We start from the raw sequence: 24714 nt of genomic DNA, 5'->3' as shown, positions 1-24714 counted from the left end.
TGCACTTGGAAGCGAATTTATCCTACATTTGATTAAAGTTTCACTTCATTTCATATGTGTAAATGAAGTTTTTTAATCCGATATTGTAAGTTTTGCCTACTTAATCCCAAAAACTTTGCAGCTTGTGAAATATTACCATGATACTCTTTCAAAATTTGATTGATGTAGTTCTTTTCCATTTCTGCTATTGTGTGCTTTAACGTTTTAGGTGCATCAGTATCGTTACTGGTTAGGAAAGGTTGCGTATTGAATTCTTTTTTTATTCGTTCGCGAAAGCGAGTGGGAAGATGAAATGCTGTAATGATATTTTCATCTTCAACCAAGTTCATTGAACCTTCAATGATATGTTCCAATTCTCGTACGTTTCCAGGCCAATTATATGCATACAGGAATTCTCTTACATGTATATCTACATCCGTTACAGCGAGTCCAAATTGAATGTTGTACTTTTCGATAAAGTGCTGAACAAGGGCTGGAATATCTTTTTTTCGTTCTCGTAAAGGCGGGAGACATAAAGTAACGACGCTTAATCGGTAATATAAGTCTTCCCGTAATCGATTGTGTGTAATAGCTTCAAGGGGGTCTTCATTAATAGTTGCTATAATACGAACATCAATTTCTTTTTCTTGTGTGCCCCCGATTCTTCGTATTGTTTTTTCTTGTATAGCTCGCAGTAACTTCGCTTGAAGTGCTGGACTTAATGAGTTGATCTCATCTAATAACAAAGTTCCTCCGTTGGCTTCTTCAAATAAACCAGCTTTATCGATAGCTCCTGTAAATGCACCTCGGTTCGTACCAAATAATAAGCTTTCCATTAGCGTATCAGGTATAGCAGCACAGTTTTGTGAAATGAACGGTTTTGTTGAACGTTGACTTTCATTATGGATACTTTGTGCAAATAGTTCTTTTCCAGTTCCTGTTTCTCCTACGAGAAGTATGGAGGAAGATGTACGAATTACCCTTTTTCCTTCCCCAATGGTTGATTGAATGGCTTCAGAATCACCAATTATGTGATCAAAGGTAAATTTAGTGTTTTGTTTTCGAGAAGAGTCCATTTTTATTGTTTGCTTTAAGTGATTCATCTCTTTTGAAATTTCAATAGCGCCTTTAATTTTTCCATTTTCTATTATAGGGAAAGTATCGTTAATCGTCGTAATTTCTTGCCCTTTATTGTTAAAATACGTTTGTTTTATATTTTTGTTTGTTTTTCCTAATTTTAATGCTTCTATAAGAGTACTATTTTTATTTTCTTCAAATGCGAATACTTCTAAAGGACTTTTATATAGCACATCTGAGCGTTCCATTGATTCAATTTCCATCATTTTGCGGTTATAGATAATCGTTTTACTTTCCTCATTAATAATATGAATCCCGATATCGAGTTCATTGAGTAAAGTTTCATATAGCATATTCATTTCAATGATCTGTTTAAAATTAATGTCTTCTGTACGCATAGATTATCTTCTCCTCATTTCACCCTATGAAGACTGACTTTTTATAATTTTATTAAAATTCTTATAAAATCGCAAAATTTTTTTGCTATTTTCTTTTTAAAACTTCTTGAATGATAGAAAAATTTTGCGGTTATGAAGATTTTTTCGTGAGGAATCCTCATTTTAAATAGGAATTGGAGATTGGTATGCTTTTTGCATAAATAATAGTTGAAATCTTTAAAGGAGGGATATGCAACGTTTCAGTACCAATTAATAAGAAGGAGGAGTTTATAAAGTGAAGACGGTTATAGAAGGCGTGTATAGTCCTTGTTACGGGAAAGTAGAGAAGTTATTTGTTGCGGAAAGTTCTTACGTATACGAGTGGGAGAAATTAGCGTTAATTGAAACGATAGATAAACAGAAAGTAGAAATTAAGGTAGGGATCAGTGGGTATATCGAATCATTAGAAGTAGTAGAAGGACAAGCCATCGCTGATCAAAAGTTATTAATAACAGTGAGGGATGATCTTTTAATAACAGGTAGTGATTAATACTATGTATTTTGCTCTTTTCAATAATTATTCTTATTATGGACAATTTTAAAAACGCTTACATGAAATGGGTTTCCAAAGGGAAGAGGGGGGAATTATATGATGGACCAAAACCAAGGGTTAAAAAGGGAATTGAAAAGCAGGCACATATTTATGATTGCACTTGGAGGAGTTATTGGTACCGGTCTTTTTTTAGGATCTGGGTATACCATCCATGAGGCTGGGCCTGGAGGAGCGATTGTAGCGTATCTTGTTGGAGGATTTGTTATGTATTTAACGATGCTCTGTCTCGGAGAGTTAGCTGTTGCGATGCCTGACGCAGGATCTTATCAAACGTATGCTACAAAGCACATTTCCCCTGCAGCGGGTTATGTAGTGGGATGGATGTCGTGGTTAAACTGGTCTGCTACGATAGGTATTGAACTGATTGCAGTTAGTATTTTAATGAAACGATGGTTTCCTGATGTACCGTCATGGATTTGGTGTGTAGTGTTTGCAGTGCTTCTCTTTGCTATTAATGCGTTATCTTCAAGAAGTTTTGCGGAAGTTGAATTTTGGTTTGCAAGTATTAAAGTAATTACAATCATTGCATTTATTATTTTGGGCGGGGCAGCAATGTTTGGTTTTCTAGATATGAAAGGACATGAACCAGCACCGATGTTTTCTAGTTTTACTGATTATGGTGGATTGTTCCCAAATGGATTATCAGCTATTTTAATTACGATGATTGCTGTTAATTTTTCCTTCCAAGGAACAGAACTAGTCGGTATTGCAGCAGGTGAGAGTGAAAATCCAGAGAAAACGATCCCGAAGGCAATTAATAATACAGTTTGGCGTATACTTGTGTTCTTTGTATTATCTATTTTCATTCTTGCGGGATTATTCCCTTGGCAGCAAGCAGGAGTGATAGAAAGTCCATTCGTAGTTGTATTTGATAAGATTGGTATTCCTTATGCAGCGGATATTATCAATTTCGTTATTATTACAGCGGTTCTATCCGTTGCGAATTCGGGGTTATATGCAACTTCCCGTATGCTATGGTCTATGTCTAATCAAGGAATGATTAGTCCGATTTTTGGTAAGTTATCTAAAAATGGTGTTCCTATTTACGCATTGATTGTAAGTACAGTTGTAGGTTGCCTTTCATTACTATCAGGTATTTATGCGGAAGATACAGTTTATTTATGGCTACTTTCAATTGCAGGATTTGGGGCGATATTAGTTTGGGCATCTATTGCTTTATCTAACTTATTAGCTAGAAGGTCATACATAAAGCAGGGCGGGGATGTGAAGGACTTGAAATTTAAAACACCATTATATCCATTCGTACCACTGCTTGCATTAGTATTAAATGTAACAGTAATTGTTGGTATGGCCTTTATTCCAGAACAAAGAATGGCATTGTATTGTGGAATTCCATTTATGATTGTTTGTTTACTGTTTTACCGTGCGACAAAAAATAAGGGAAGCAAAATAGAACATGCTGAAAAAATAAATACAACAGAAGCAGAAAGTTTATAAATATATTAGAAACTTATGCTGAAAAAAGAGACTGTAAAATTGTAAACAGTCTCTTTTTTTGTGAAAATAAAGCTGGAAACATACTATGTATGCAAAGGGGAATTAGCGATGAATCAAGAAGTTTCACAGCTATTAGAACAGATTGATTTACGAAAAGATGAGTTACTAGAGCTTACAAAGAATTTAATCCGTTTTGAAACACCAGCACCGCCGGCGAGAAACACAAGTGAGGCGCAAGAATTTGTTGCAGATTTTCTAAGGAAGCGAGATTTCAGTGTTGATAAATGGGATGTATATCCGAATGACCCAAACGTTGTTGGGGTGAAAAAAGGGATAGAAAGTGACACGCATAAAAGTCTTATTATTAATGGACATATGGATGTAGCTGAAGTGTCAGCAGATGATGTGTGGGAGGCAAATCCGTTTGAGCCATTTATAAAAGATGGTTGGTTAGTTGGACGTGGTGCAGCTGATATGAAAGGGGGACTGGCTGGAGCGCTATTCGCTATTCAGCTTTTACAAGAAGCAGGTATTGAATTACCTGGAGATTTAATCTTTCAATCAGTAATTGGGGAAGAAGTGGGAGAAGCGGGTACACTTCAATGCTGCAAAAGAGGTTATGATGCTGATTTTGCAGTCGTAGTGGATACGAGTGATTTACATATGCAAGGACAGGGCGGTGTAATCACCGGATGGATTACTGTGAAGAGCCCGCAAACGTTTCATGATGCAACACGCAGGCAAATGATCCATGCTGGAGGACGTTTATTCGGAGCGAGTGCGATTGAAAAAATGATGAAAATTGTGCAAAGTTTACAAGAATTAGAGCGTCATTGGGCAGTCATGAAAACATATGAAGGCTATCCCTCTGGAACAACAACAATTAATCCAGCTGTTATTGAGGGCGGACGTCATGCAGCGTTTATTGCAGATGAGTGCCGGTTATGGATAACAGTGCACTTTTATCCGAATGAAACACATGAAAAAATAATAAAAGAAATTGAAGAGTATATTGGGAAAGTAGCAGCTGCTGATCCATGGTTAAGTGAAAATCCACCACAATTTAAGTGGGGCGGAGAATCAATGATTGTGGATCGTGGCGAAATTTTCCCTTCTTTAGAAATAGATAGTGAACATGCAGCTGTAAAAACGCTTAGCTCAGTACACGAATCAATTCTCTCTAAAAATGCAATTTTAGATATGTCAGCAACGGTAACGGATGGTGGTTGGTTTAGTGAATTTCATATTCCAGCTGTTATTTATGGACCAGGTACATTAGAAGAAGCTCATTCAATAAATGAGAAAGTTGAAGTAGAACAGTTATTTGAATTTACAAAAGTAATAACAGCATTTATATATGAATGGTGTCATACGAAAAAATAGATTAGTATGTTGAAATCGTACAGGTATGTATACTTGTACGATTTTTTAGTGAACTATTTCAGAGTTGAATAGAAACAACTGAAATAGTTCTTTATTTTTCTATGTCTTTCGTTTTAGTTCCATTAATTTCTCTTTTGCTAATTCAACAGCAATTGCATCATCTAAATAGCCAATTGGAAAGAGGTAATCGGGAATAATATCTGTCGATAAAATGAAATACAGTAATGCGCCTCCAAGAACTGCACGCTCTTCTTTCGGATTAGTTTCATTGCAAAATTGTTGATACATATCTGTTAATTGTTCAATAAAAGGACCAGCACTATCAATTTGTTCTAATTTGCTTGCGAAACTTTCATGAATCCGTTTTTCACCTTCTGTTGTTTGAGCGTAGCGTTCATAGTTTTCAAGTTCTTGTTTTACGCGAGTTGTTGTGTAATCGAAGTCAAATAAGTTAGAGGATTGCAGTGTTTGTTGAATTGTATCAAGAGATGTGTACATATCCGTTTTTTCTTTATTAATGTGAGGAGAATCCGGATACATTTCATCAAATAATAATTGGGGTGGGACTTGCAGACATTCTGCAAATTTTTGTAGATGTTTTTGTTTTGGTGGTTGTTTACCATTCATAATTCTTGAGATTGTTGCGGGATCAATATTTGTAAGCATTCCGAGTTGGCGCATGGATAAGGCACGTTCTTTCAAAAGTTTTTTTATTAATGTACTAAGCCGTTCATTTGGATTTTCTTTAGGCATAGTGGAGGCACTCCTTTTTTATTGTTGAAAAAATGTTGAGCATTTATTACATGTATATGAAACAGACAGGCACAGTTGCTCAACATTTTCATAAGATGCATTGAAAAGTGAGAAGAAAGGGTGACTGTTTATGAGTACGGCAGGTCTATTTTCAATTTTTTTAATCGGGATTGCTTCTAATTTAGATAATGCAGGTGTTGGGATTGCATATGGCATTCGTAAAATCCGAATTTCGTGGCTTAACAATTTTATCATCGCATTTTTTGGCTTTTTATTTACTTTACTAGCTGGCTTTTTTGGGAACTGGATTGCTTTATTTATTTCAGAGTTTACGGCAAACCTGATTGGAGCAATCGTTTTAGCGATAATCGGGGTGTTTATTTTATGCCAGCCTTTCTTGGGGCAAAGAAATACCGTAGGCTCTAAAGAAGGTAATGTACTTATGGGAATTTTACGTGATCCAGAAAAAGCAGATTTTGATGGTTCTAAAACAATTAGTTTTTCAGAAGCAATTGTTTTAGGAGTTGCACTGTCTATTAATAATATTGCAGGTGGGTTTGATGCTGGGGTAACAAACTTGAATCTGTGGCTTACAGCAACTATTTCTGGTGTGTTTAGTTTTATTTGTATTAGTGGTTTTGCGTATGTAGGAAAACGATTTTTAGCAGAATACTTAGGGAAATGGGCTACTGTGATTGCGGGCGTGCTATTAATTCTTATTGGGATAGATCAGTTATTGTAACATACAATGTTCGAGCATTTCCTCGGAAATACTCGAATGAATTGCATATATCGACATCGGATGCGTAATTATCTAAACGCTACTGTTTTTATAAATATTAAAGCACCTACATAGGTGCTTTTTTAACGTATATCTTCAATTAATTGTTCCGATTCTTCATGCATACTGTATTCACTTAAAACCTGAATACAAAGCCACTTTAATTCTTCGATCGTATGTTCAAGTTCTTCAGGAAGCACATGATGAATGTCTTCAAGCCCCATTCCGAAATGAATAAGTTCAAGTACTTGATCATCGATATTCCGATCCATTAGTAGTTCAAGTACTTCTAAATTAAATATGTATCGGTGAGCTTCATCGAGTGAAACCACCTTTAACTTCAAGCTTTCTACAATACTCAATATAAAAAGAAGAATTGTTTTTTCAAGAACAGGCTGTTTTTCCATTTGAAATATTAGTTTCATCTTTCACACCTCCACATATAGCGCTAGGTTGTACTATATTATTCAGGAGGGGGGAGCAAATATGCATGATATAGAGAAAGTTTCAGTACGTTTTTTGTAAGGGTATGGATAGCTAATAAAGTTGAGGTTTTTTATGAAATAAAAAAATCCTGCTAGTATAGCAGGATAACTCTGAATTAAAAAATGCTCCAACCTTCTTGAGCAGAAAGAAGTTCAAGAATTTTAAAACCAGCGATACTATTCCCATTTGCATCTAAAGCCGGTCCGAAAATGCCAATTCCCATTTCTCCTTTTACGCAGCCGAAAATGCCACCAGCTACACCACTTTTTGCAGGAATACCAACACGGATCGCAAATTCACCAGACTCGTTATACATACCGCATGTAACCATAAATGTTTTACAGATTTTTGTAATATGTTTAGGGATAATTTGTTTTTTCTTATATGGATCATATCCATCCATCGCAAAAATTAAGCCGATACGTGCTAAATCGATACAGTTTACTTCAACTGCACATTGACGAGTGTATAAATCCATAAGTTCTTCGATGTCACAATCGATAATTCCGTTTTGTTTCATATAGTAACAAAGTGAACGGTTTAAGTAAGCTGTCTCTAATTCTGAATTGGCAACTTTAGAAGAATAATTAATGGTAGGATTATCTGTTATTTCACGTACAAAATGAAGGATGCGCTCCATTTTTTTTTCATTATCTTTTCCTGTTAACATGCTTGTAATAGCTAGTGCCCCCGCATTAATCATTGGATTAAGTGGTTTGGATGGGCTTGTTGTTTCTAACTTAATAATAGAGTTGAATGGATCACCAGTTGGTTCCATTCCAACTTTAGAAAATACATATTCTTCACCACGATCTAAAAGGGCAAGTGCAAGTGTAATTACTTTTGAAATACTTTGAAGAGTAAATAGTGTTTGTGAGTTGCCAGCATGGATGTATTCTGTATCTTTATGGAAAATGGCAATCCCTAAATCATCTGGATTTGCATTTCCTAGTTCGGGGATATAAGTAGCAAGTTTTCCTTTTTTCGTATATGGTTTTACTTGTTCTAACAACTGTTGTAAGTTGTTTGTTTCAATGCACTGCATAGTACCAACGCTCCTATTTCGAATTAACTACGTTTACTTTTCCCGATATGCTCGGAAATAAATAATAACATGAAAAAGTGGAATGATAAAACGAAAGTTACATGTTCGATAGTAGGTCGTTCGTTTCGGGTCTTCTGTATTAAAAAAGGAGAATTTCCCTTTTATATAACAGTTTGGAAATAGGAGATTTATCCATAAAAAATTCGAAAATAAAAACTACACATCTATACAACTATATGTTATTATGGTTATGTAAATAGAAAGCGTTTTCTAAGGCGTACTTATAATGATAACGATTTCATAAATTTGATAGGGGGAATTAAAATGTTGCAGTTTTTACAACGTATTGGTAAAGCGTTAATGCTTCCAATCGCCGTACTACCAGCAGCAGGATTATTGCTTCGTTTAGGGCAACCAGATGTATTTGATATTCCTGTTATGGCACAGGCCGGTGCAGCAGTTTTTGATAATTTAGCACTTATTTTTGCAATTGGTATTGCAATCGGTCTTTCAGTTGATGGTAGTGGTGCAGCAGGTCTTGCAGGTGCAATTGGTTATCTAGTTATGAAAAACAGTATTGATGCACTTAGTAAGGGATATTCTACTGTAGAATTACAAGATAAATTAGGCAAAGTTCAAGATTTAATAGGTAATAGCGCTAATGTAGATCCATCTAAGCTTGCAGATACAATGACACAAGTATCTAAGGCAGCCGAATTATCGACTAAAGTGGATATGAAAGTTTTAGGTGGTATTATTGTCGGCGTTATAGCAGGATTCCTTTACAATAAATTCCATAAGATTAAACTTCCAGAATGGTTAGGTTTCTTTGCTGGAAAACGTTTCGTTCCGATTGTTACATCGGTTGTGATGCTAATATTAGGAATTTTATTCGCACAAATTTGGCCAGCAATTCAAAATGGCATCGATGCATTAGCTCATGGAATTGTTAATTTAGGTGCAGTTGGTTCAGGTCTATTTGGTTTATTAAACCGTCTCTTAATTCCAATTGGTTTACACCATGTAATGAACACATACTTCTGGTTCGTATTTGGTGACTTTACAAATGCAGCAGGTAACGTTGTAAATGGTGATATTGCTCGCTTCCTTGCAGGAGATAAAACAGCAGGTATGTTTATGACTGGTTTCTTCCCAGTTATGATGTTCGGTTTACCAGCAGCATGTTTCGCAATGATTGCAGCTGCTAAACCAGAAAAACGTAAAATGGTTACAGGTATGTTAGGTGGTCTAGCATTAACTTCATTTTTAACTGGTATTACAGAACCAATTGAATTCTCATTCATGTTCTTATCACCAGTATTATATGGTATTCATGCCGTGTTAACAGGTATTTCTTTATTTGTAACAACAGCACTTGGCATTCACGATGGTTTCACATTTAGTGCCGGTGCAATTGATTACTTCTTAAACTTTGGTATTGCAACAAAACCAGTATTGCTAGCGGGAATCGGTTTAATTTACGCAGTAATTTACTTTGTAGTATTCTACTTCTTAATTAAGAAGTTTGACTTGAAAACTCCTGGTCGTGAAGATGACGATGAGTTAGCTGAAGAGGATGATGCGCCAGTTGCAGGTTCAATTGGTGAAACGTACGTAGCAGCTTTAGGTGGAAAAGAGAACTTAACTGTTATTGATAACTGTGCAACACGTCTACGCTTACAAGTGAAAGATGCTGGTCAAGTAAACGAAGCAGCATTAAAGCGTGCGGGTGCAAAAGGTGTTATGAAATTAAGTAACACGAGTGTCCAAGTTATCGTAGGTACAAATGTTGAATCTGTTGCCGATGATATGAAAAAACACGTATAAATAATAAGATAAGAGGATATCCAAAAAGATTGATGACATCAATTTTTTTAGAGGATATCCTCTTTTTTTGTTAATAATTTAACGGGAATCTTACTTTTGTAAATTTTCTTTTTCTTTTTTATGCATATAGGTTGGTAATATGTACAGTGCGTGATAAAGTAGGGATGACGTCGAATGGAATGTCAAAAATCTATGAAAAAGTTCTGGAATGAATCTTGTGTAGTGGAATTAAATTATCGGTAAATAAGGGGAAAAAAGCAATTATGGATCAGGAAAAAAATAATGCGAATGGGAAAGCACGTCAGCCGATTGTATACATAAAAAGAACAATCATTCTCGTCTTACTATTTTCAGTTGTATATTTCATGTATACAAAAATTGTTGCGGATAATAAGAAAGAAAAAACTTTAAAAGCAGCAGCAGAAATGAAGAAACAAGAAGAGCTAAAAAAGAAAGAAGAAAAAAAGAAGCAAGAAGCACAAAAACAAAAAGAGCAGGAAGAACAAGTGAAGCAAGCACAAGCTGTGGAAAAGCCTGCTGAGGGACCACCTCAAGAAATTAATGAAAACGCTCAATTAGATCAATATTTACAAAACGCAGGATTTAGTGGGACAGCTGTTATTGTGAAGAACGGAAAAGTTCTTTTAAATAAAGGGTACGGTATGGCGAACAAAGAGAAACAAGTACCGAATAATTCAGAGACAACTTTTTATATTGGCTCTATTTCAAAGGCGTTTGTAGCGACTGCTATTATGCAATTAAAAGATCAAAGTAAATTAAACGTAGAGGATACGGTTGCAAAGTATATTCCAGATTTCCCTCAAGGTAATGGTATTCAGTTAAAGCATTTACTAACACATACATCAGGAATTCCAGAGTATGAGCAGGGAACAGAGGATATTTCTCATGAAGAATTGATAAAACGAATAGGAAAGCAAAAGCGTATTGGGAGTCCTGGAGAGAAATGGAAGTATTCCGATTCGAACTATTCTATACTTGCCTACATCGCTGAGAAGGTAAGTGGGCAACCGCTAGAAGAATATATTAAACAACATATTTTTGCTACTGCGGGTATGAAACATTCTGGTTTCGGTAAAGCGTTAGAGCAAACAAGGTTTCCATCGACAGGTTATAAAATAGTAAATAACAATATGACAACACCTAATATTCCAAGTATGTCACAACTATATGGTTGTGGTGATATATATACAAGTGCACATGATTTATATTTATTTAATGAAGCGCTATTCTCTGGAAAGTTAATTTCAAAAGAGAGCTATAATCAAATGTTTACGGCCGTGAAAAAGGATTACGGATTTGGTTGGTATGTAGACCCGGGAAGTTATTCGAATCACGGTGTAATGCCAGGATGGAATTGTTTAAATGGATTTAGTAAAAACGGAAGTGTATATGTCGTTTTATTATCTAACATCCAAAACAACATTAAATCGTTTGGTAAAGTGAACAACGACATTTATACGATGTTGCGAAATATTGAAGTGTAAGAGGCTATCCTGATGGATAGTCTTTTTTTATTGAGGAAGTGTATGTGCAATGAGATAATGAAATAAAGTGAAACCTTAATCAGTGGGGGGGTTCTTCATCCCCCACCTAACTTCTTGGCTTTCGCCGAATTTTGAAGTGTGGGTCTTACTGCCCGTTAATGCAGGATAAATGGAAAAGGAGGAGGGGTATGAGTATACATAAGCATCACGCACGTAATGCGAAACGAATTTTCTTTGTATCTATCATTGTATGGATTATCGTTGCAATTGCATTGTTGATGGAATATAAAAAAGGGACGCTATTCACTTCGGAGAAAGAAAATCTAAAATTAATAGGTGTTGTACTACCGGCATTTGGATTATTAATATATAGCTTTATGGAAAAACGAAGATCAAAAATACTTAAACAGGAAAATTATAATATAGAGACTTCTGAATTATTTGAGCAACAAAAATTTGTTGTTCGCAAAGAGGTAGGGGTATTTCAAGCAATAACGTACTTTGGATTAGATGGAAATACAGTAGGGTTTTTAAAAGAAGAGTATGATTTTGTTATTCAACGTGTATGGCAAGCTGTACTTTCTTTTCTTTTTAGGGGATTACATAAGCAACAATTGTATTTATATAATCACTCGGGAGAAAGATTGTTGCGTGTTCAAAAGAAGATGGGAGTACGCAACGTCTATATTTTCTCTAATGTAGATGGAAAGAAAATTGGAGAGTTAACACAAATACTAAGTTTAACAAAGTGGGAATGGATTTTTTTAGGGGTGGATGGTAAAGAATTTGGTAAAGTGACTGGGGACCTTTCAGCAACAATGCAGAAAATAGATTGGCGGGATGGAACACATATAGATGTGAAAGAAGACGGTATTCCGTTAGAAGCTGTTAAGTATTTTTCGGCAAGCGGAGGGTCTCTTGTTACAGCTTCTATAAGTGAACAGGCAGAATTACCACGAGCAGTTTATTACAGTGTCTCTGCGATAGTTACAATTAAAAATTAATATATATATAAAGATAGATGGGATACCATCTATCTTTTTTTTTGTAATTAGAACATATTGTTTTGTTAAAAAATGTATGTCTTACCTATCACAAAAAAATCTGCTTTGTATACATTAAGATGTATGGATGTATTTTTATAATCTAAAAATAATAGGAGGAGAAGTGTATGTGTCTGTTCGGTAAGTATTGGAAAAAGTTATCGAGATTGTTTAATAGACAATTAGATTATTTTTTAGATAATAAGTTATTGCCTGCTGTGGAACGACTTTTATTTTCACAAAACTTCGCGAGATTTATTCAAAGAAACTCTAAGCAAGCTACGGAAGAATTTATTGAATCAAGCAGATTTCAATCTATTATTTGTAACATATTAAAAGAATGTAATACATCACCTTTTAAAGAAATTGCAGAGCAGTATTTGGGTGAAAACGTAGAAATTACGGTGACAGTTGGACAGTTAACGGGTGTAATTGTAGCAGTTGGTGATGATTTCTTAACACTGCAAGAAGGGATAGGAACAGAAATTTTATTACCATTTACAAGCATTATATCAATTAAAGAAGCGTAAGGAAGGAGACTTATATATGTTATTTACTGAAGAATTGCGTAACCATGTTGGTGAGCTAGTGCAAGTTGTGACAGCGGTTGAAATTGTTGCGGGTATTCTGTTATCTGTGACAGATGGGGCAGTAAGTGTTCGTACTTCTCCTTCTTATGGACCACCGGAAGATGTAGTTGTGCGTACTCCTATTATTGCTTATGTTCGCTTGGAAGGGTAAGCGTGATACAAATATGAGAGTATCAGTTGTTATTCCAGCGCATAATGAAGCGAGTACTTTATCACAAGTTTTAGTAGAAGTGGAGAAGCTCGAACCTTATGAAATTATCGTAGTTGATAATGGATCAACAGATGGAACGAAAGAAATAGCGTTACAACATCATTGCCATGTAATTTATTATAAACATTCTCTTGGCAATGATGTTGGACGGGCAATTGGAGCTAGAGAAGCAAAAGGTGAAATTGTATTGTTTTTAGATGGTGACATCGTCATTGATAATAAAGACCTACAACGTTTCGTGAAAGGAATTCAGCAAGGCCATCAAATTGTTGTGAATAATTTAACATGGTCTGTTTATTTAAAGATGAGACCACATTATACGACAGTGGGAAAATGTATGTTGAATCGTTATTTGAATAAGAAAGAGCTTGTTGTTGGATCTTTAATCGCAATTCCACATGCGATGAGTAGGGAAGTTATTCAGAAGCTTGGATGGTGGAATTTAGCAGATCCAGCATTATTTCAAGCGATGGCGATGTCTAGAGGAGTAGATATTGTGGATATGGCTTCGGTCGATGTAATTCACACAAATAAAGTTCGGCCTGTTCATACTGGTACATCACCTGGTTCTCCTTATCCGAAAGCGACTAGTCGTATTATGGGGGATCATTTACGTGCTTTGCAATACGTAATCGAAATATATGGTAAGCGTGGTGGCTTTTCGGAAGGAAATAGGGATAGAGAGTTTATAGGAAAGTATAAACCAGTTTTATTACAAAGAGAAAAAGCGAAATATAGTGCGATTATCCCAGTTTCAGAAGAAAAGATGACTATAAGATCTGTTATACAAGAAGTGAAAAAAGCAGGTGTAGATGAAATTATAGTTGTTGCGAATGGAGCGGACGTTGAGACAATTAAACAAGCGAAGCTAGAGAATGTCATCGTTATTGAATTCGAGGAAGCGCTCGGACATAATGTAGCCCGAGCGATAGGAGCTATGCATGCCACGGCCGATATTTGTTTATTTGTCGATGGTGATTTTGTTATTCCGGGAAAAAAACTAATTCCATTTTTACATGCTATTGAAGATGGACATGATGTGGCATTAAATGATTTACAGTGTTTATTAGATATGTTTCATCCGGCAGATCCAATTAGCATGGGAAAATATTTTGTGAATTTAGTAGCGAAACGACCAAATTTATGGAATAACTCATTAACGGCAGTACCACATGCTATGCATAAAAAGGTAATAGAGAAAATTGGATACGATTCTCTTATCATTCCGCCACTAGCTCAAATGAAAGCTATTTTGGAGGGATTCTCTATTACAGCAGTAGAATTTGTAGATGTTATAAAAACAAATCGGGTACGCCCAGAGCAACATGGATTTGTAAATGGGCGCATTCCAGCATTTGACCGTATTTTCGGCGATCAACTTGAGGCAATTGCATATTTATTGCAATCCACAGATGAGCGCGGGAGTTTTACAGATGGAGAGCGGGATAGAAATATCATTCAACAATTGAGAAAGGAAGAAGAGAATACAGATGAATGTTAGTAGTACAGTTGCCATTATCGGATTAGGATATGTCGGCCTTCCTTTGGCAGTTCATTTTGCAGAGAGAGGACATACAGTAATTGGATTAGATAAAGATACTAGAAAAATAGAATCAATTATAAAAGGAGAAAGTTATATTCCGGATGTTCCTTCTAAATTGTTACAAAGTTTATTGACTAAAAAAAAATTAATAGTAAATACACCGGATCAAGGTATTGCTGATTTTCAAAATAGTGATTATGTTATTGTCACTGTCCCAACTCCAATTAATGAACAAAGAGAACCAGACTTAAGTGCCCTCATTTCAGCTTCGCATTATATACAACAAAACCTTCAAAAAGGACAAACCTTCATTTTCGAAAGCTCCACATATCCAGGTACGCTTGAGGAAGTTATCATTCCTATTATTTCTCAAGAAGGTAAAGAGGTAGGAGAAGATTTCTATATTGGATATTCTCCTGAGAGGATTGATCCAGCCAATAGTCAATATTCAGTTCAAACGATTCCAAAAGTAATTAGTGGACAAACAGAAAAGTGCAAACAAAAAGTACAGGATTTATATAGCACGATCTTCGATGTAGTTGTTCCTGTTAGCTCTCCAAAAGTAGCGGAGATGTGTAAGCTATTTGAAAATATTCAGCGCTTAGTGAACATTTCGTTAGTAAACGAGTTAAATATGTTATGTGAAAGTTTAGGAATTGATTTTTATGAGGCGCTTGAAGCTGCATCTACAAAACCGTTTGGATTTACCCCATATTGGCCAGGACCAGGAATAGGGGGACATTGTATTCCAGTAGATCCTTTATATTTCCAATGGAGAATAAAAAAGAATGGGACAATTAGTCAATTAATTGAAGCAGCACATGTGATTAATGAAGAAATGCCAGAGAAAATAGTCCGGAAAGTAAAAGGCATGGTGCAATCGCCTGCATCAGTTTTAATTGTAGGAATTGCATATAAGAAAGATGTAAATGATTTGAGAGAATCACCGGCTTTACCAATTATTGAATTGTTAATAAAAGAAGGATATGAGATCGAATATCACGATCCATATATTTCTTCTGCAAAATTTGGAGATAAGGTGTACCAATCTGTTTCTTTGAATGAACAAGTCATGAAACAAGCGGATTGTATTTTAATTTTAACTGATCACTCTAATATCGATTGGAAGCTTTTTAAAGGAATGAAGCGAGTAATAGATACACGTGGAATTATAAAGAAGGTGAGTGTATGAGTAAGAAATGTTTAATTACAGGTGGAGCAGGATTCATTGGATCGCATTTAGCCGAAGAGTTGGTGAAAAGAGGAAATGAAGTCACGATTGTGGATAACTTCTATAAAGGAAAAAATAAATATCATGATGAGTTAATGAAAGAAATTCGGGTTATTCCAATAAGCGTTTTAGATAAAAATTCTATTTATGAATTAGTAAATCAACATGATGTAGTGTTTCATTTAGCAGCAATTTTAGGTGTGAAAACGACAATGGAAAAGAGTATAGAGCTTATTGAAACGAATTTTGATGGAACGAGAAACATTTTACAAGCAGCGCTAAAAGGAAAGAAGAAAGTAGTCTTTGCGTCTACTTCAGAAGTATATGGTAAGGCAAAGCCACCCTTCTCTGAAGAGGGGGATCGATTATACGGGGCAACTTCTAAAATACGTTGGAGTTATGCAGTTTGTAAAACGTTAGAAGAAACATTATGTTTAGGCTACGCATTAGAAGGTTTACCGGTAACGATTGTTCGTTATTTTAATATTTATGGCCCAAGAGCGAAAGATGGTCCGTATGCAGGGGTAATCCCACGATTTATCAGTGCGGCACTGCAAGGAGAAGACATTCTCGTATATGGAGATGGAAAGCAGACACGTTGCTTTACGTATGTAAGTGATGCGGTAGAGGCAACGATTCGAGCGATGGATGAGAAGGTAAATGGTGAGATTATTAATATAGGTTCTGAGAATGAAAAGAGTATAAAACAAGTAGCAGAAGTAATTAAAAAGTTAACGAAATCTTCTTCAAAGATTGTCCAAGTTCCTTTCGAAGAGGTATACCCACATGGTTTTGAAGAAATTCCAAATAGAAGACCAGATGTAACGAAATTAAAAGAACTTGTGCAGTTTGAAACGATAGTAACGTGGGAACAAGGATTGAAAGAAACTATTAAATGGTTTCGTGAAGAAAACAATGGCTAAGTCGCTATCAATTATTATACCTGTATGTAATGAAGCGGATACGATTTCAGACGTTATTCAATCGGTAAAAGGATTAAATCCAGTAGAGATTATTGTAGTAGCAAACGGTTGTAACGATAATACAGAAGCGATCGCTGAGCGTTTAGGATGTAAGGTAATCCGGTATAAGGATTCACTTGGTAACGATGTTGGCCGTGCGGTTGGTGCAAAACACGCGATAGGTGATGTATTACTATTTATAGATGGAGATTTTGCTATTCAAACTTCAAAATTACAATTATTCCTGAATCCAATTTTACATGATCAGGCCGACATCGTTTTAAATAATTTGGACGCATTATTTTTAAAGAAACAAAAACCGCACTCCGTGACAGTATGGCGCCAAATATTAAATGCAATGTTAGAGTGTGAAGAGTTAAAAATTGATTCTTTATTATCTGTACCTCATGCGTTGACGAAAGAAGTTGTTCAAAGCATTGGATATGAATGTTTTGTTAATCCTATTGTGGCTCATTTACGCCTAGTACAAAGCAAATGGAGAATTAGTCGTCATTGTGCAATTGACGTTATTACCCCGAATAAATTTCGTCCGACCGAGCACGCTGCGTATGGCACGGGTCTTTCCCCATCTGAAAAACGGATGATAGGTGATCATATAGAAGCAGTAGCGGAGCGGATAGTAGGCAGTGATGAGCGCGGAGGGTATGATGACGGAAATAGGAAAAGAGAGTGTGTCTATCATACTTTAAGTTTCAAAGATTTTTATCAAGGATGGGGCGTTACATCTAAGTTGTATAAAGGAAAGCAATTATCGGTCATTATTCCTGTACAAGATGAAGAGAAAACAATTGGAAACGTTATAGAAGAGCTTCGCAAAATTGAAGCTTTTGAAATTATCGTTGTTGTAAATGGTTCGTCTGATAAAACAGCAACGATTGCAAAAGACAAGGGAGCAACAACAATTGTATATAAAGAAGCACTTGGAAACGATGTGGGGCGTTCACTTGGAACTTATTTTGCAAAAGGGGATATTATGTTGTTTATAGACGGTGACTTTGTTATTCCGGCTAGGGAATTATATCCTTTCGCAAAAGCTATTGCAGATGGAATGGATGTCGCATTAAATGATCTAAATCATTATTTAGATTTAAGAGTACCGCTTCATCTTGTAACTGCATTTAAATATGCATTAAATTTAGCTTGTGATAGAAAAGATCTAGGAGTAGGCTCTCTTATCGCTGTACCGAATGCGTTTAGCCGTAAGTGTTTGAAAGAAATCGGGTATAGATCTTTACTGTCACCTTGTGTAGCACAAGTGAAAGCTATTCTGTCAGGATTCGAAATTGCATGTGTAAGTCGTGTAGAGGTCGATAAGATGAACCGCATTCGTCCCAGTGAACATTTTGCGAAAATAGGCCATCCTCCAGCTGTCTTGCGAATTATAGGTGATCATATAGAAGGATTGGAGCAATTAATTGTATTAGAAGGCAGTCGTGGTGGATTCTATGATGGGAATAGAAAAAGAGATGTTTTAGAGTAGTAACAAAAAAAGTGTACAACATATGTACACTTTTTTGTTCTGTTATAAAAACTATAACAGATTAGGAGATAAGAGTATTACAGCTCTACAATGGGTATTGTTCTTCTATTACAAAATAGGACTCGTATATAAGGATACCAAAAAAATACAATTAAGGAAAGGGTTAATTATAAAGACTTTTAAGTGAAGTTAATACTATGTATATAGTAGTTTGCTCAACATTTCACAAACATGTCACAACTATTTCGTTCACTTTCGCAAAAAAGTAGTATTCTAAGTGTGTAAGCTGTTATATAAAAAATCTTAGTCCTGTACTAATCAAAAATGGAGGAGATTAGGATGACTCAAGTATTAGAAAATGTTAAAAATGCATGGGAAAACTTTAAAGGTGAAAAATGGAAAGCAGAGATTGATGTTCGCGATTTCATTTTAAATAATGTAAACGTTTTCGAAGGAGACGAATCTTTCTTAGCGGGAGCAACTGAAGCAACGAAGCAACTTTGGGATCAAGTAATGGATTTAACAACGAAAGAACGTGAAAACGGTGGCGTTCTTGATATGGATACAAAAATTGTTTCTTCTATTACATCACATGAACCAGGATATTTAAATAAAGATATTGAAAAAGTAGTCGGTTTCCAAACTGAAAAACCATTTAAACGTTCTTTACAACCATATGGTGGTATTCGTATGGCGGAACAAGCTTGTGAATCTTATGGATACGAAATGGATAAAGAACTTAGTCGTATTTTTAGAGATTGGAGAAAAACTCATAACCAAGGCGTGTTCGATGCATACACACCAGAAATGAGAAATGCACGTAAATCAGGCGTTATTACTGGTCTTCCAGATGCATACGGACGTGGGCGTATTATCGGTGACTATCGCCGCGTAGCGTTATATGGTATTGATCATTTAATTGAAGCGAAAAAAGCTGATTTAGATTTAACTGGCGGTGTGATGAGCGAAGATACAATGCGTTTACGTGAAGAGTTATCTGAGCAAATGCGTGCACTTCAAGAATTAAAACAAATGGCTGCTTCTCATGGCTTTGATATTTCTAAGCCAGCAACAAATGCACAAGAAGCATTCCAATGGTTATACTTCGCATATCTGGCAGCAATTAAAGAGCAAAACGGAGCTGCAATGAGTCTTGGACGTACTTCTACATTCTTAGATATTTATATTGAAAGAGATTTAGCAAATGGTACTTTAACAGAAGAAGAAGTACAAGAAATTGTAGATCACTTTATTATGAAATTACGTCTTGTGAAATTTGCAAGAACACCTGATTATAATGAATTATTCTCTGGTGACCCAACTTGGGTAACTGAATCTATCGGTGGTATGGCATTAGATGGTCGTCCTTTAGTAACAAAGAACTCATTCCGTTTCTTGCATACATTAGATAATTTAGGACCAGCTCCAGAACCAAACTTAACAGTTCTTTGGTCAAAACAATTACCACAGAACTTTAAAAACTACTGTGCGAAAATGTCTATTAAAACATCAGCAATTCAATATGAAAATGATGACATTATGCGTGCTGACTACGGCGATGACTACGGAATTGCTTGTTGTGTATCTGCAATGAGAATTGGTAAACAAATGCAGTTCTTCGGCGCACGTGCAAACTTAGCAAAAGCATTACTATATGCGATTAATGGTGGTAAAGATGAAAAATCTAAAGCACAAGTTGGTCCTGAGTACGCACCGATTACTTCTGAAGTATTAGATTATGAAGAAGTTATGCATAAGTTTGATATGACAATGGAATGGTTAGCGGGTCTATACTTAAACACATTAAATGTTATTCACTACATGCACGATAAATATAGCTATGAACGTATTGAAATGGCACTTCATGATACAAATGTTCTTCGTACAATGGCAACAGGTATCGCGGGTCTATCTGTAGTAGCAGACTCTTTAAGTGCAATTAAACACGCAAAAGTAAAACCAATTCGCGATGAAAACGGTATTGCAGTTGATTTTGAAATCGAAGGAGATTTCCCTAAATACGGTAACAATGATGATCGTGTAGATGAAATCGCTGTAAATCTTGTGAAAACATTTATGAATAAACTTCGTAAACATAAAACATACAGAAATTCTGTTCATACAATGTCAATCTTAACAATCACATCTAACGTTGTATACGGTAAGAAAACTGGTAACACTCCAGATGGTCGCCGTACTGGAGAACCATTTGCACCAGGTGCGAACCCTATGCATGGACGTGATACAAAAGGTGCATTAGCTTCATTATTATCTGTAGCTAAATTACCATATGAAGATGCACAAGATGGTATTTCTAATACATTCTCTATTATTCCAAAAGCACTTGGTAAAGAAGATGATGTACAAGTACGTAACTTAGTATCAATGCTTGATGGTTATGCAGTAAAAGAAGGCCATCACTTAAATATTAACGTATTTAACCGTGAAACATTAATGGATGCAATGGAACATCCTGAAAAATATCCACAATTAACAATTCGCGTATCTGGTTACGCTGTAAACTTTATTAAATTAACTCGTGAACAACAAATTGATGTAATTAACCGTACAATGCATGAAAGCATGTAAGTGAAAAAGGTGTCCCTCTGCATTTTATAAATAGCAGAGGGAGGCTGTTTCAATAAAGGAGGAAGTAACATGGTAAAAGGAAGAATTCATTCTGTAGAGTCTTGTGGTACTGTTGATGGCCCAGGAATTCGTTATGTCATATTTACACAAGGGTGTTTATTACGTTGTCAATATTGTCATAATGCTGATACGTGGGAGATCGGTAAAGGAAAAGAAATAACAGTCGAAGAAGTAATGCAGGATGTGACATGTTACCTTCCTTTTATTGAAGCTTCCGGAGGCGGTATAACAGTTAGTGGTGGGGAACCATTATTACAGCTAGATTTCTTAATTGAATTATTTAAGAAATGTAAAGAAGCTGGAATTCATACAACAATTGATTCTTCGGGTGGTTGTTATTCTGAAGAACCAGAATTCCAAAATAAGCTAGATATTTTAATGGATTACACAGATTTAGTTTTATTGGATTTGAAACATATTGATTCAAAGAAACACCGTAAATTAACAGGGAAACCCAATGAACATATTTTACAATTTGCTCGTTATTTATCGGATAAAAATAAACCGATTTGGGTACGACACGTATTAGTTCCTGGTGTTACGGATAATGAAGAGGATCTACAAAAACTATCTAGCTTTATTCAAAGTCTGTCTAATGTTCAGAAAGTTGAAGTGCTACCATACCATAAGCTTGGTGTATATAAATGGGAGGCACTTGGGCATAAGTACCCACTTGTGAATGTAGAACCACCTACTGAAAAAAATGTAGAACAAGCAAGACATATTTTACAAGTAGTCTAATCCAAATATTGGATTAGGCTTTTTGCTTTCTTTACAATAAAACCTAGAGTATATATATATAAAAGAGTATACTGAAAACAGAATATCCATATTTTTGTAAGGAATAAGTGGAGAAATTTACATAATTGTAAAGGGAAATCAAAATAGTAAAAAGAATTAAGAAGTAAAAGAGTGAGTATCATGGAATAGAGAACATTTGTAAGTTATTGCGAAAGCTCTTATAGGAAAGTATAATGTAAAGATATGAGCACAGATAGGATTAAGGGGTCAATCTTATATGCTTTGCATATCCACGACAGGTACATAGCTGAAAGAGAAGTATTAGAATCTGTTTATGTAATTTTTAAGGAAAATGTTTTTCCTATTGTCGTATATGCAATATGGAGAAACAATAAGCTAGGAGTGGATTTGTTTGATAAAAAACCCCAAGGTTTTAATATTAACTGCACATTACGGTAATGGTCATGTGCAAGTAGCGAAAACATTAGAACAAACATTTCGCCAAAAAGGAATTAAAGATGTAATTGTATGCGATTTGTTCGGAGAATCACATCCAGTTATAACCGATATTACAAAATATTTATATTTAAAAAGTTATACAATCGGAAAAGAATTATACCGCTTGTTTTATTATGGCGTAGAAAAAATTTATGATAAAAAAATAGCATCTTGGTATGCGAATTTTGGAAGAAAACGTTTGAAATTACTTTTACAAGCAGAGAAACCGGATATTGTTATTAATACCTTTCCGATTATAGCTGTACCAGAATTAAAAAAGCAAACAGGTATTTCAATTCCTGTGTATAACGTATTAACGGATTTTTGTGTGCACAAAATATGGATTCATCGGGAAGTAGATCGTTATTTTGTAGCAACTGATCACGTGAAAAAAGTTATGATTGATATTGGTGTGCCTGCGGAGCAAATTGTTGAAACTGGAATTCCAATTCGTAGTAGTTTTGAGTTAAAGATAAATCCAGACATTATATATAATAAATATCAGTTATGTAAGAATAAAAAGATTTTACTAATTGTAGCAGGTGCTCATGGGGTATTAGGAAGTGTAAAAGAACTATGCCAATCATTTATGTCAGTACCAGATTTACAAGTAGTTGTCGTTTGTGGGAAAAATGAAGCGTTAAAACAGGATTTATTAGGGATACAGGAAAAAAATCCTGATGCATTAAAAGTATTTGGCTATGTTGAAAATATTGATGAATTATTCCGTGTTACTTCTTGTATGATTACGAAGCCAGGCGGTATTACGTTAAGTGAAGCGGCAGCATTGCAAGTACCTGTCATTTTATATAAGCCTGTTCCAGGACAAGAAAATGAAAATGCGATGTACTTTGAAAGAAAAGGAGCTGCAGTTGTCATTCGTGATGATAGTGAGGTTTTTGCAAAAACAGAGGCGTTATTACAAGATGATATGAAGCTTCTTCAAATGAAAGAAGCGATGAAAGGCATTTATCGTCCGGAGCCAGCTGGTCATATTGTGGATACAATTTTGGCAGAAAATCATGTAGAATCGAATCATATACCTATTAAATCACCTGCTCTTGCACAATTATTTACTTGATATGAAACCCTCTTTTATATGTTTAAAGAGGGTTCTTTATTGTTTTATAAGATAAAGTAATAACTTATCCACATGAAGATTACGCTTTCATTAAACAGTAAAGTCGAAATATTAACAACTATATCCACATTGTCCACAATTTTTAGAAAAATATCCACAATTCTAACATTTACTATGCGTTACAACATATAAACTCGTGAAGGGTTCGTGGAATTTATTCACAATTCTATAAATTATGTGGATAACGTTATCCACATAAAAAAAGTTCCTTATAAATAAGGAACTTTTTTATCTATTCTATCACGTAGAAAAAATATGTAATGAGAATGAATAATTAGGGGGAAAACTTCTAATTATTCATTCTCACTTTAAATACTTTTCGAGCGATAACCCGCTGCGCGATCTGCTTTGCGAAATTCTCGTTGGTATAGAACTTCTTGTGTACTAGATAATGTGTTTTTTGCTTTGTCACGTTTCTTTTTATCCATTACAAATCACCTCGTGTCTTAAAGTTACTATCTATCGTTTCCAAAGACATGGGGTGATATACGTATATGTCAAAATGTTAATGGTTAATTATTATTTCTGAAAATTTAGATTATGCTTCTTTTAGTTGATGAGCATCTTGGAATGTTGTATCTCGCATTGTAGCAAGTGTATATTGATCTTTTGGAATTTCATATAAGTTATATACTTCTTCATTTGCGTTAATTTCATCATAAACGGCTTTTCTTGTTTCGTTTGCTAGATTTACATATTGTAGTTTTTCGGCAGCTTTAATAGAACGAATATTTATTTTACGAATACGCATAAAGATGGTTTCAATATCTAATTCATAGAAAAGTTCGCTAAAAAATGAATCTTTCGCCAATTTATTATAGCCTTTTCCATGATATGGTTTACCAAGCCATGTTCCAAGGAATCCGGCTTTTTCTTGCACATCAAATAAAGTAATTGTTCCGATGGGGTTACCCCATTCATCTAAAATTGTGCGTGAAATTAATTCCCCACGCTCTTCTGCTTCAATCGTTTGTTTCGTTAAAAATAAATATTCTTCATAAGAATAAGCCTTTTGACGCACAAAAGGGAAGACAGCTGGATCCACCATTAACTCGTATAGAACGTGGCTGTCGTGTAAGTCGCGTTTTTTCAACATACTAACTCCTCCTCACACGAGGGTAGCATGCCGAAAAAACACCCCACCCTCGAAATTTTTATATCAATCTTTAAAAAATTTCGGGGTGGGAATCGAACCCACTAGAACCAGTTTCTAACGCTGGTGGCGCACCATTTGCCTTCCCCATTCATCAATTTGAAAATGATAATCACGACACAAATTGATTATGGTTTCATTCAGTTTATAATCGTATAATACTTTAT

23 protein-coding genes are annotated in these 24714 nt (G+C 35.2%); 17 read left to right on the top strand and 6 right to left on the bottom strand.

Features of this window, described 5'->3' with window-relative positions; all coding sequences use genetic code 11:
• Nucleotides 1–50: 50 nt before the first annotated feature.
• Complete coding sequence (locus tag ACUN28_RS27100) at nt 51–1454, bottom strand: sigma-54 interaction domain-containing protein (protein ID WP_016089440.1); 1404 nt, start codon at nt 1452–1454, stop codon at nt 51–53.
• Between the two features lie 274 nt (nt 1455–1728).
• Between ACUN28_RS27100 and ACUN28_RS27095 the strand changes: the two genes are divergently transcribed.
• The 3 genes from ACUN28_RS27095 to ACUN28_RS27085 all read left to right on the top strand — a co-directional run bounded on the left by ACUN28_RS27095 (nt 1729) and on the right by ACUN28_RS27085 (nt 4887).
• A complete protein-coding gene (locus ACUN28_RS27095) occupies nt 1729–1983 on the top strand; it encodes a biotin/lipoyl-containing protein (RefSeq protein WP_000859484.1) in 255 nt (84 codons plus the stop codon).
• Between the two features lie 99 nt (nt 1984–2082).
• Nucleotides 2083–3504, top strand: coding sequence for an amino acid permease (locus ACUN28_RS27090; protein ID WP_033660242.1), 1422 nt, complete (start codon nt 2083–2085; stop codon nt 3502–3504).
• A gap of 108 nt (nt 3505–3612) precedes the next feature.
• Nucleotides 3613–4887, top strand: a complete 1275-nt coding sequence (locus tag ACUN28_RS27085; RefSeq protein WP_016137007.1) for an acetylornithine deacetylase — start codon at nt 3613–3615, stop codon at nt 4885–4887.
• Between the two features lie 99 nt (nt 4888–4986).
• On the opposite strand, the gene ACUN28_RS27080 is transcribed toward ACUN28_RS27085, so the two are convergent.
• On the bottom strand, nt 4987–5640 hold the full coding sequence (locus ACUN28_RS27080) for a helix-turn-helix domain-containing protein (RefSeq protein ID WP_016089437.1): 654 nt from the start codon (nt 5638–5640) through the stop codon (nt 4987–4989).
• 130 nt (nt 5641–5770) lie between these two features.
• On the opposite strand from ACUN28_RS27080, the gene ytaF reads away from it, so the two are divergent.
• Nucleotides 5771–6382, top strand: coding sequence for a sporulation membrane protein YtaF (ytaF, locus tag ACUN28_RS27075; protein WP_016089436.1), 612 nt, complete (start codon nt 5771–5773; stop codon nt 6380–6382).
• A gap of 122 nt (nt 6383–6504) precedes the next feature.
• Here ytaF and ACUN28_RS27070 read toward each other — a convergent pair whose 3' ends face one another.
• A complete protein-coding gene (locus ACUN28_RS27070; protein WP_000766602.1) occupies nt 6505–6846 on the bottom strand; it encodes a DUF3969 family protein in 342 nt (113 codons plus the stop codon).
• Nucleotides 6847–7022: 176 nt separating this feature from the next.
• Entirely contained in the window at nt 7023–7952 is a 930-nt protein-coding gene (gene glsA, locus ACUN28_RS27065; RefSeq protein ID WP_016089435.1) for a glutaminase A, read from the bottom strand.
• 69 nt (nt 7953–8021) lie between these two features.
• Here glsA and ACUN28_RS27060 point away from each other — a divergent pair, with 69 nt between their 5' ends.
• From ACUN28_RS27060 to ACUN28_RS27000, 13 genes are all read left to right on the top strand, one after another.
• Nucleotides 8022–8135 (top strand): transcriptional regulator, encoded by a 114-nt coding sequence (locus ACUN28_RS27060; RefSeq protein WP_080118111.1) that lies wholly within the window; start codon nt 8022–8024, stop codon nt 8133–8135.
• Nucleotides 8136–8276: 141 nt separating this feature from the next.
• Nucleotides 8277–9779 (top strand): N-acetylglucosamine-specific PTS transporter subunit IIBC, encoded by a 1503-nt coding sequence (nagE, locus tag ACUN28_RS27055; protein ID WP_016137008.1) that lies wholly within the window; start codon nt 8277–8279, stop codon nt 9777–9779.
• Nucleotides 9780–10042: 263 nt separating this feature from the next.
• Nucleotides 10043–11284, top strand: coding sequence for a serine hydrolase domain-containing protein (locus ACUN28_RS27050; protein ID WP_033660243.1), 1242 nt, complete (start codon nt 10043–10045; stop codon nt 11282–11284).
• A 188-nt stretch (nt 11285–11472) separates the two neighbouring features.
• A complete protein-coding gene (locus ACUN28_RS27045; RefSeq protein ID WP_016137009.1) occupies nt 11473–12288 on the top strand; it encodes a hypothetical protein in 816 nt (271 codons plus the stop codon).
• A gap of 167 nt (nt 12289–12455) precedes the next feature.
• On the top strand, nt 12456–12857 hold the full coding sequence (locus ACUN28_RS27040; RefSeq protein ID WP_016137010.1) for a hypothetical protein: 402 nt from the start codon (nt 12456–12458) through the stop codon (nt 12855–12857).
• A gap of 16 nt (nt 12858–12873) precedes the next feature.
• On the top strand, nt 12874–13068 hold the full coding sequence (locus ACUN28_RS27035; RefSeq protein WP_000899482.1) for a hypothetical protein: 195 nt from the start codon (nt 12874–12876) through the stop codon (nt 13066–13068).
• A gap of 13 nt (nt 13069–13081) precedes the next feature.
• Nucleotides 13082–14629: a glycosyltransferase gene (locus tag ACUN28_RS27030; protein WP_033660246.1), complete on the top strand. Its 1548-nt coding sequence runs from the start codon at nt 13082–13084 to the stop codon at nt 14627–14629.
• A complete protein-coding gene (locus ACUN28_RS27025) occupies nt 14619–15863 on the top strand; it encodes a nucleotide sugar dehydrogenase (RefSeq protein ID WP_016137012.1) in 1245 nt (414 codons plus the stop codon). The genes ACUN28_RS27030 and ACUN28_RS27025 overlap by 11 nt, the downstream gene beginning before the upstream one ends.
• A complete protein-coding gene (locus ACUN28_RS27020; RefSeq protein ID WP_016089429.1) occupies nt 15860–16825 on the top strand; it encodes an NAD-dependent epimerase/dehydratase family protein in 966 nt (321 codons plus the stop codon). Before ACUN28_RS27025 ends, ACUN28_RS27020 begins: the two co-directional genes overlap by 4 nt.
• The gene (locus tag ACUN28_RS27015; RefSeq protein ID WP_016089428.1) at nt 16818–18365 is read left to right on the top strand and encodes a glycosyltransferase family 2 protein; all 1548 of its coding nucleotides are present in this window, start codon (nt 16818–16820) and stop codon (nt 18363–18365) included. Before ACUN28_RS27020 ends, ACUN28_RS27015 begins: the two co-directional genes overlap by 8 nt.
• A 339-nt stretch (nt 18366–18704) precedes the next feature.
• Nucleotides 18705–20954, top strand: a complete 2250-nt coding sequence (pflB, locus tag ACUN28_RS27010) for a formate C-acetyltransferase (protein WP_016089427.1) — start codon at nt 18705–18707, stop codon at nt 20952–20954.
• Between the two features lie 69 nt (nt 20955–21023).
• Entirely contained in the window at nt 21024–21755 is a 732-nt protein-coding gene (gene pflA / locus ACUN28_RS27005; protein WP_016089426.1) for a pyruvate formate-lyase-activating protein, read from the top strand.
• Nucleotides 21756–22167: 412 nt separating this feature from the next.
• Nucleotides 22168–23334 (top strand): diglucosyl diacylglycerol synthase, encoded by a 1167-nt coding sequence (locus ACUN28_RS27000; protein ID WP_016089425.1) that lies wholly within the window; start codon nt 22168–22170, stop codon nt 23332–23334.
• Nucleotides 23335–23702: 368 nt separating this feature from the next.
• Here ACUN28_RS27000 and ACUN28_RS26995 read toward each other — a convergent pair whose 3' ends face one another.
• Both ACUN28_RS26995 and ACUN28_RS26990 read right to left on the bottom strand, forming a co-directional pair.
• The gene (locus ACUN28_RS26995) at nt 23703–23822 is read right to left on the bottom strand and encodes a YfhE family protein (protein WP_000358484.1); all 120 of its coding nucleotides are present in this window, start codon (nt 23820–23822) and stop codon (nt 23703–23705) included.
• A gap of 110 nt (nt 23823–23932) precedes the next feature.
• Nucleotides 23933–24490 (bottom strand): GNAT family N-acetyltransferase, encoded by a 558-nt coding sequence (locus ACUN28_RS26990; protein ID WP_000914737.1) that lies wholly within the window; start codon nt 24488–24490, stop codon nt 23933–23935.
• Between the last annotated feature and the right edge of the window lie 224 nt (nt 24491–24714).

The organism is Bacillus sp. WC2507, assembly GCF_052656125.1.
The sequence above is the reverse complement of the archived record's forward strand: the minus strand, read 5'-3'. Positions and strand labels throughout refer to the sequence as shown.

Coding starts and splice junctions, on each gene's coding strand:
- ACUN28_RS27100 (WP_016089440.1), bottom strand. CDS start 1,454: ATGCGTACAGAAGACATTAATTTTAAACAGATCATTGAAATGAATATG.
- ACUN28_RS27090 (WP_033660242.1), top strand. CDS start 2,083: ATGATGGACCAAAACCAAGGGTTAAAAAGGGAATTGAAAAGCAGGCAC.
- ACUN28_RS27085 (WP_016137007.1), top strand. CDS start 3,613: ATGAATCAAGAAGTTTCACAGCTATTAGAACAGATTGATTTACGAAAA.
- ACUN28_RS27080 (WP_016089437.1), bottom strand. CDS start 5,640: ATGCCTAAAGAAAATCCAAATGAACGGCTTAGTACATTAATAAAAAAA.
- ytaF (WP_016089436.1), top strand. CDS start 5,771: ATGAGTACGGCAGGTCTATTTTCAATTTTTTTAATCGGGATTGCTTCT.
- ACUN28_RS27070 (WP_000766602.1), bottom strand. CDS start 6,846: ATGAAACTAATATTTCAAATGGAAAAACAGCCTGTTCTTGAAAAAACA.
- glsA (WP_016089435.1), bottom strand. CDS start 7,952: ATGCAGTGCATTGAAACAAACAACTTACAACAGTTGTTAGAACAAGTA.
- ACUN28_RS27060 (WP_080118111.1), top strand. CDS start 8,022: ATGAAAAAGTGGAATGATAAAACGAAAGTTACATGTTCGATAGTAGGT.
- nagE (WP_016137008.1), top strand. CDS start 8,277: ATGTTGCAGTTTTTACAACGTATTGGTAAAGCGTTAATGCTTCCAATC.
- ACUN28_RS27050 (WP_033660243.1), top strand. CDS start 10,043: ATGGATCAGGAAAAAAATAATGCGAATGGGAAAGCACGTCAGCCGATT.
- ACUN28_RS27045 (WP_016137009.1), top strand. CDS start 11,473: ATGAGTATACATAAGCATCACGCACGTAATGCGAAACGAATTTTCTTT.
- ACUN28_RS27040 (WP_016137010.1), top strand. CDS start 12,456: ATGTGTCTGTTCGGTAAGTATTGGAAAAAGTTATCGAGATTGTTTAAT.
- ACUN28_RS27035 (WP_000899482.1), top strand. CDS start 12,874: ATGTTATTTACTGAAGAATTGCGTAACCATGTTGGTGAGCTAGTGCAA.
- ACUN28_RS27030 (WP_033660246.1), top strand. CDS start 13,082: ATGAGAGTATCAGTTGTTATTCCAGCGCATAATGAAGCGAGTACTTTA.
- ACUN28_RS27025 (WP_016137012.1), top strand. CDS start 14,619: ATGAATGTTAGTAGTACAGTTGCCATTATCGGATTAGGATATGTCGGC.
- ACUN28_RS27020 (WP_016089429.1), top strand. CDS start 15,860: ATGAGTAAGAAATGTTTAATTACAGGTGGAGCAGGATTCATTGGATCG.
- ACUN28_RS27015 (WP_016089428.1), top strand. CDS start 16,818: ATGGCTAAGTCGCTATCAATTATTATACCTGTATGTAATGAAGCGGAT.
- pflB (WP_016089427.1), top strand. CDS start 18,705: ATGACTCAAGTATTAGAAAATGTTAAAAATGCATGGGAAAACTTTAAA.
- pflA (WP_016089426.1), top strand. CDS start 21,024: ATGGTAAAAGGAAGAATTCATTCTGTAGAGTCTTGTGGTACTGTTGAT.
- ACUN28_RS26995 (WP_000358484.1), bottom strand. CDS start 23,822: ATGGATAAAAAGAAACGTGACAAAGCAAAAAACACATTATCTAGTACA.
- ACUN28_RS26990 (WP_000914737.1), bottom strand. CDS start 24,490: ATGTTGAAAAAACGCGACTTACACGACAGCCACGTTCTATACGAGTTA.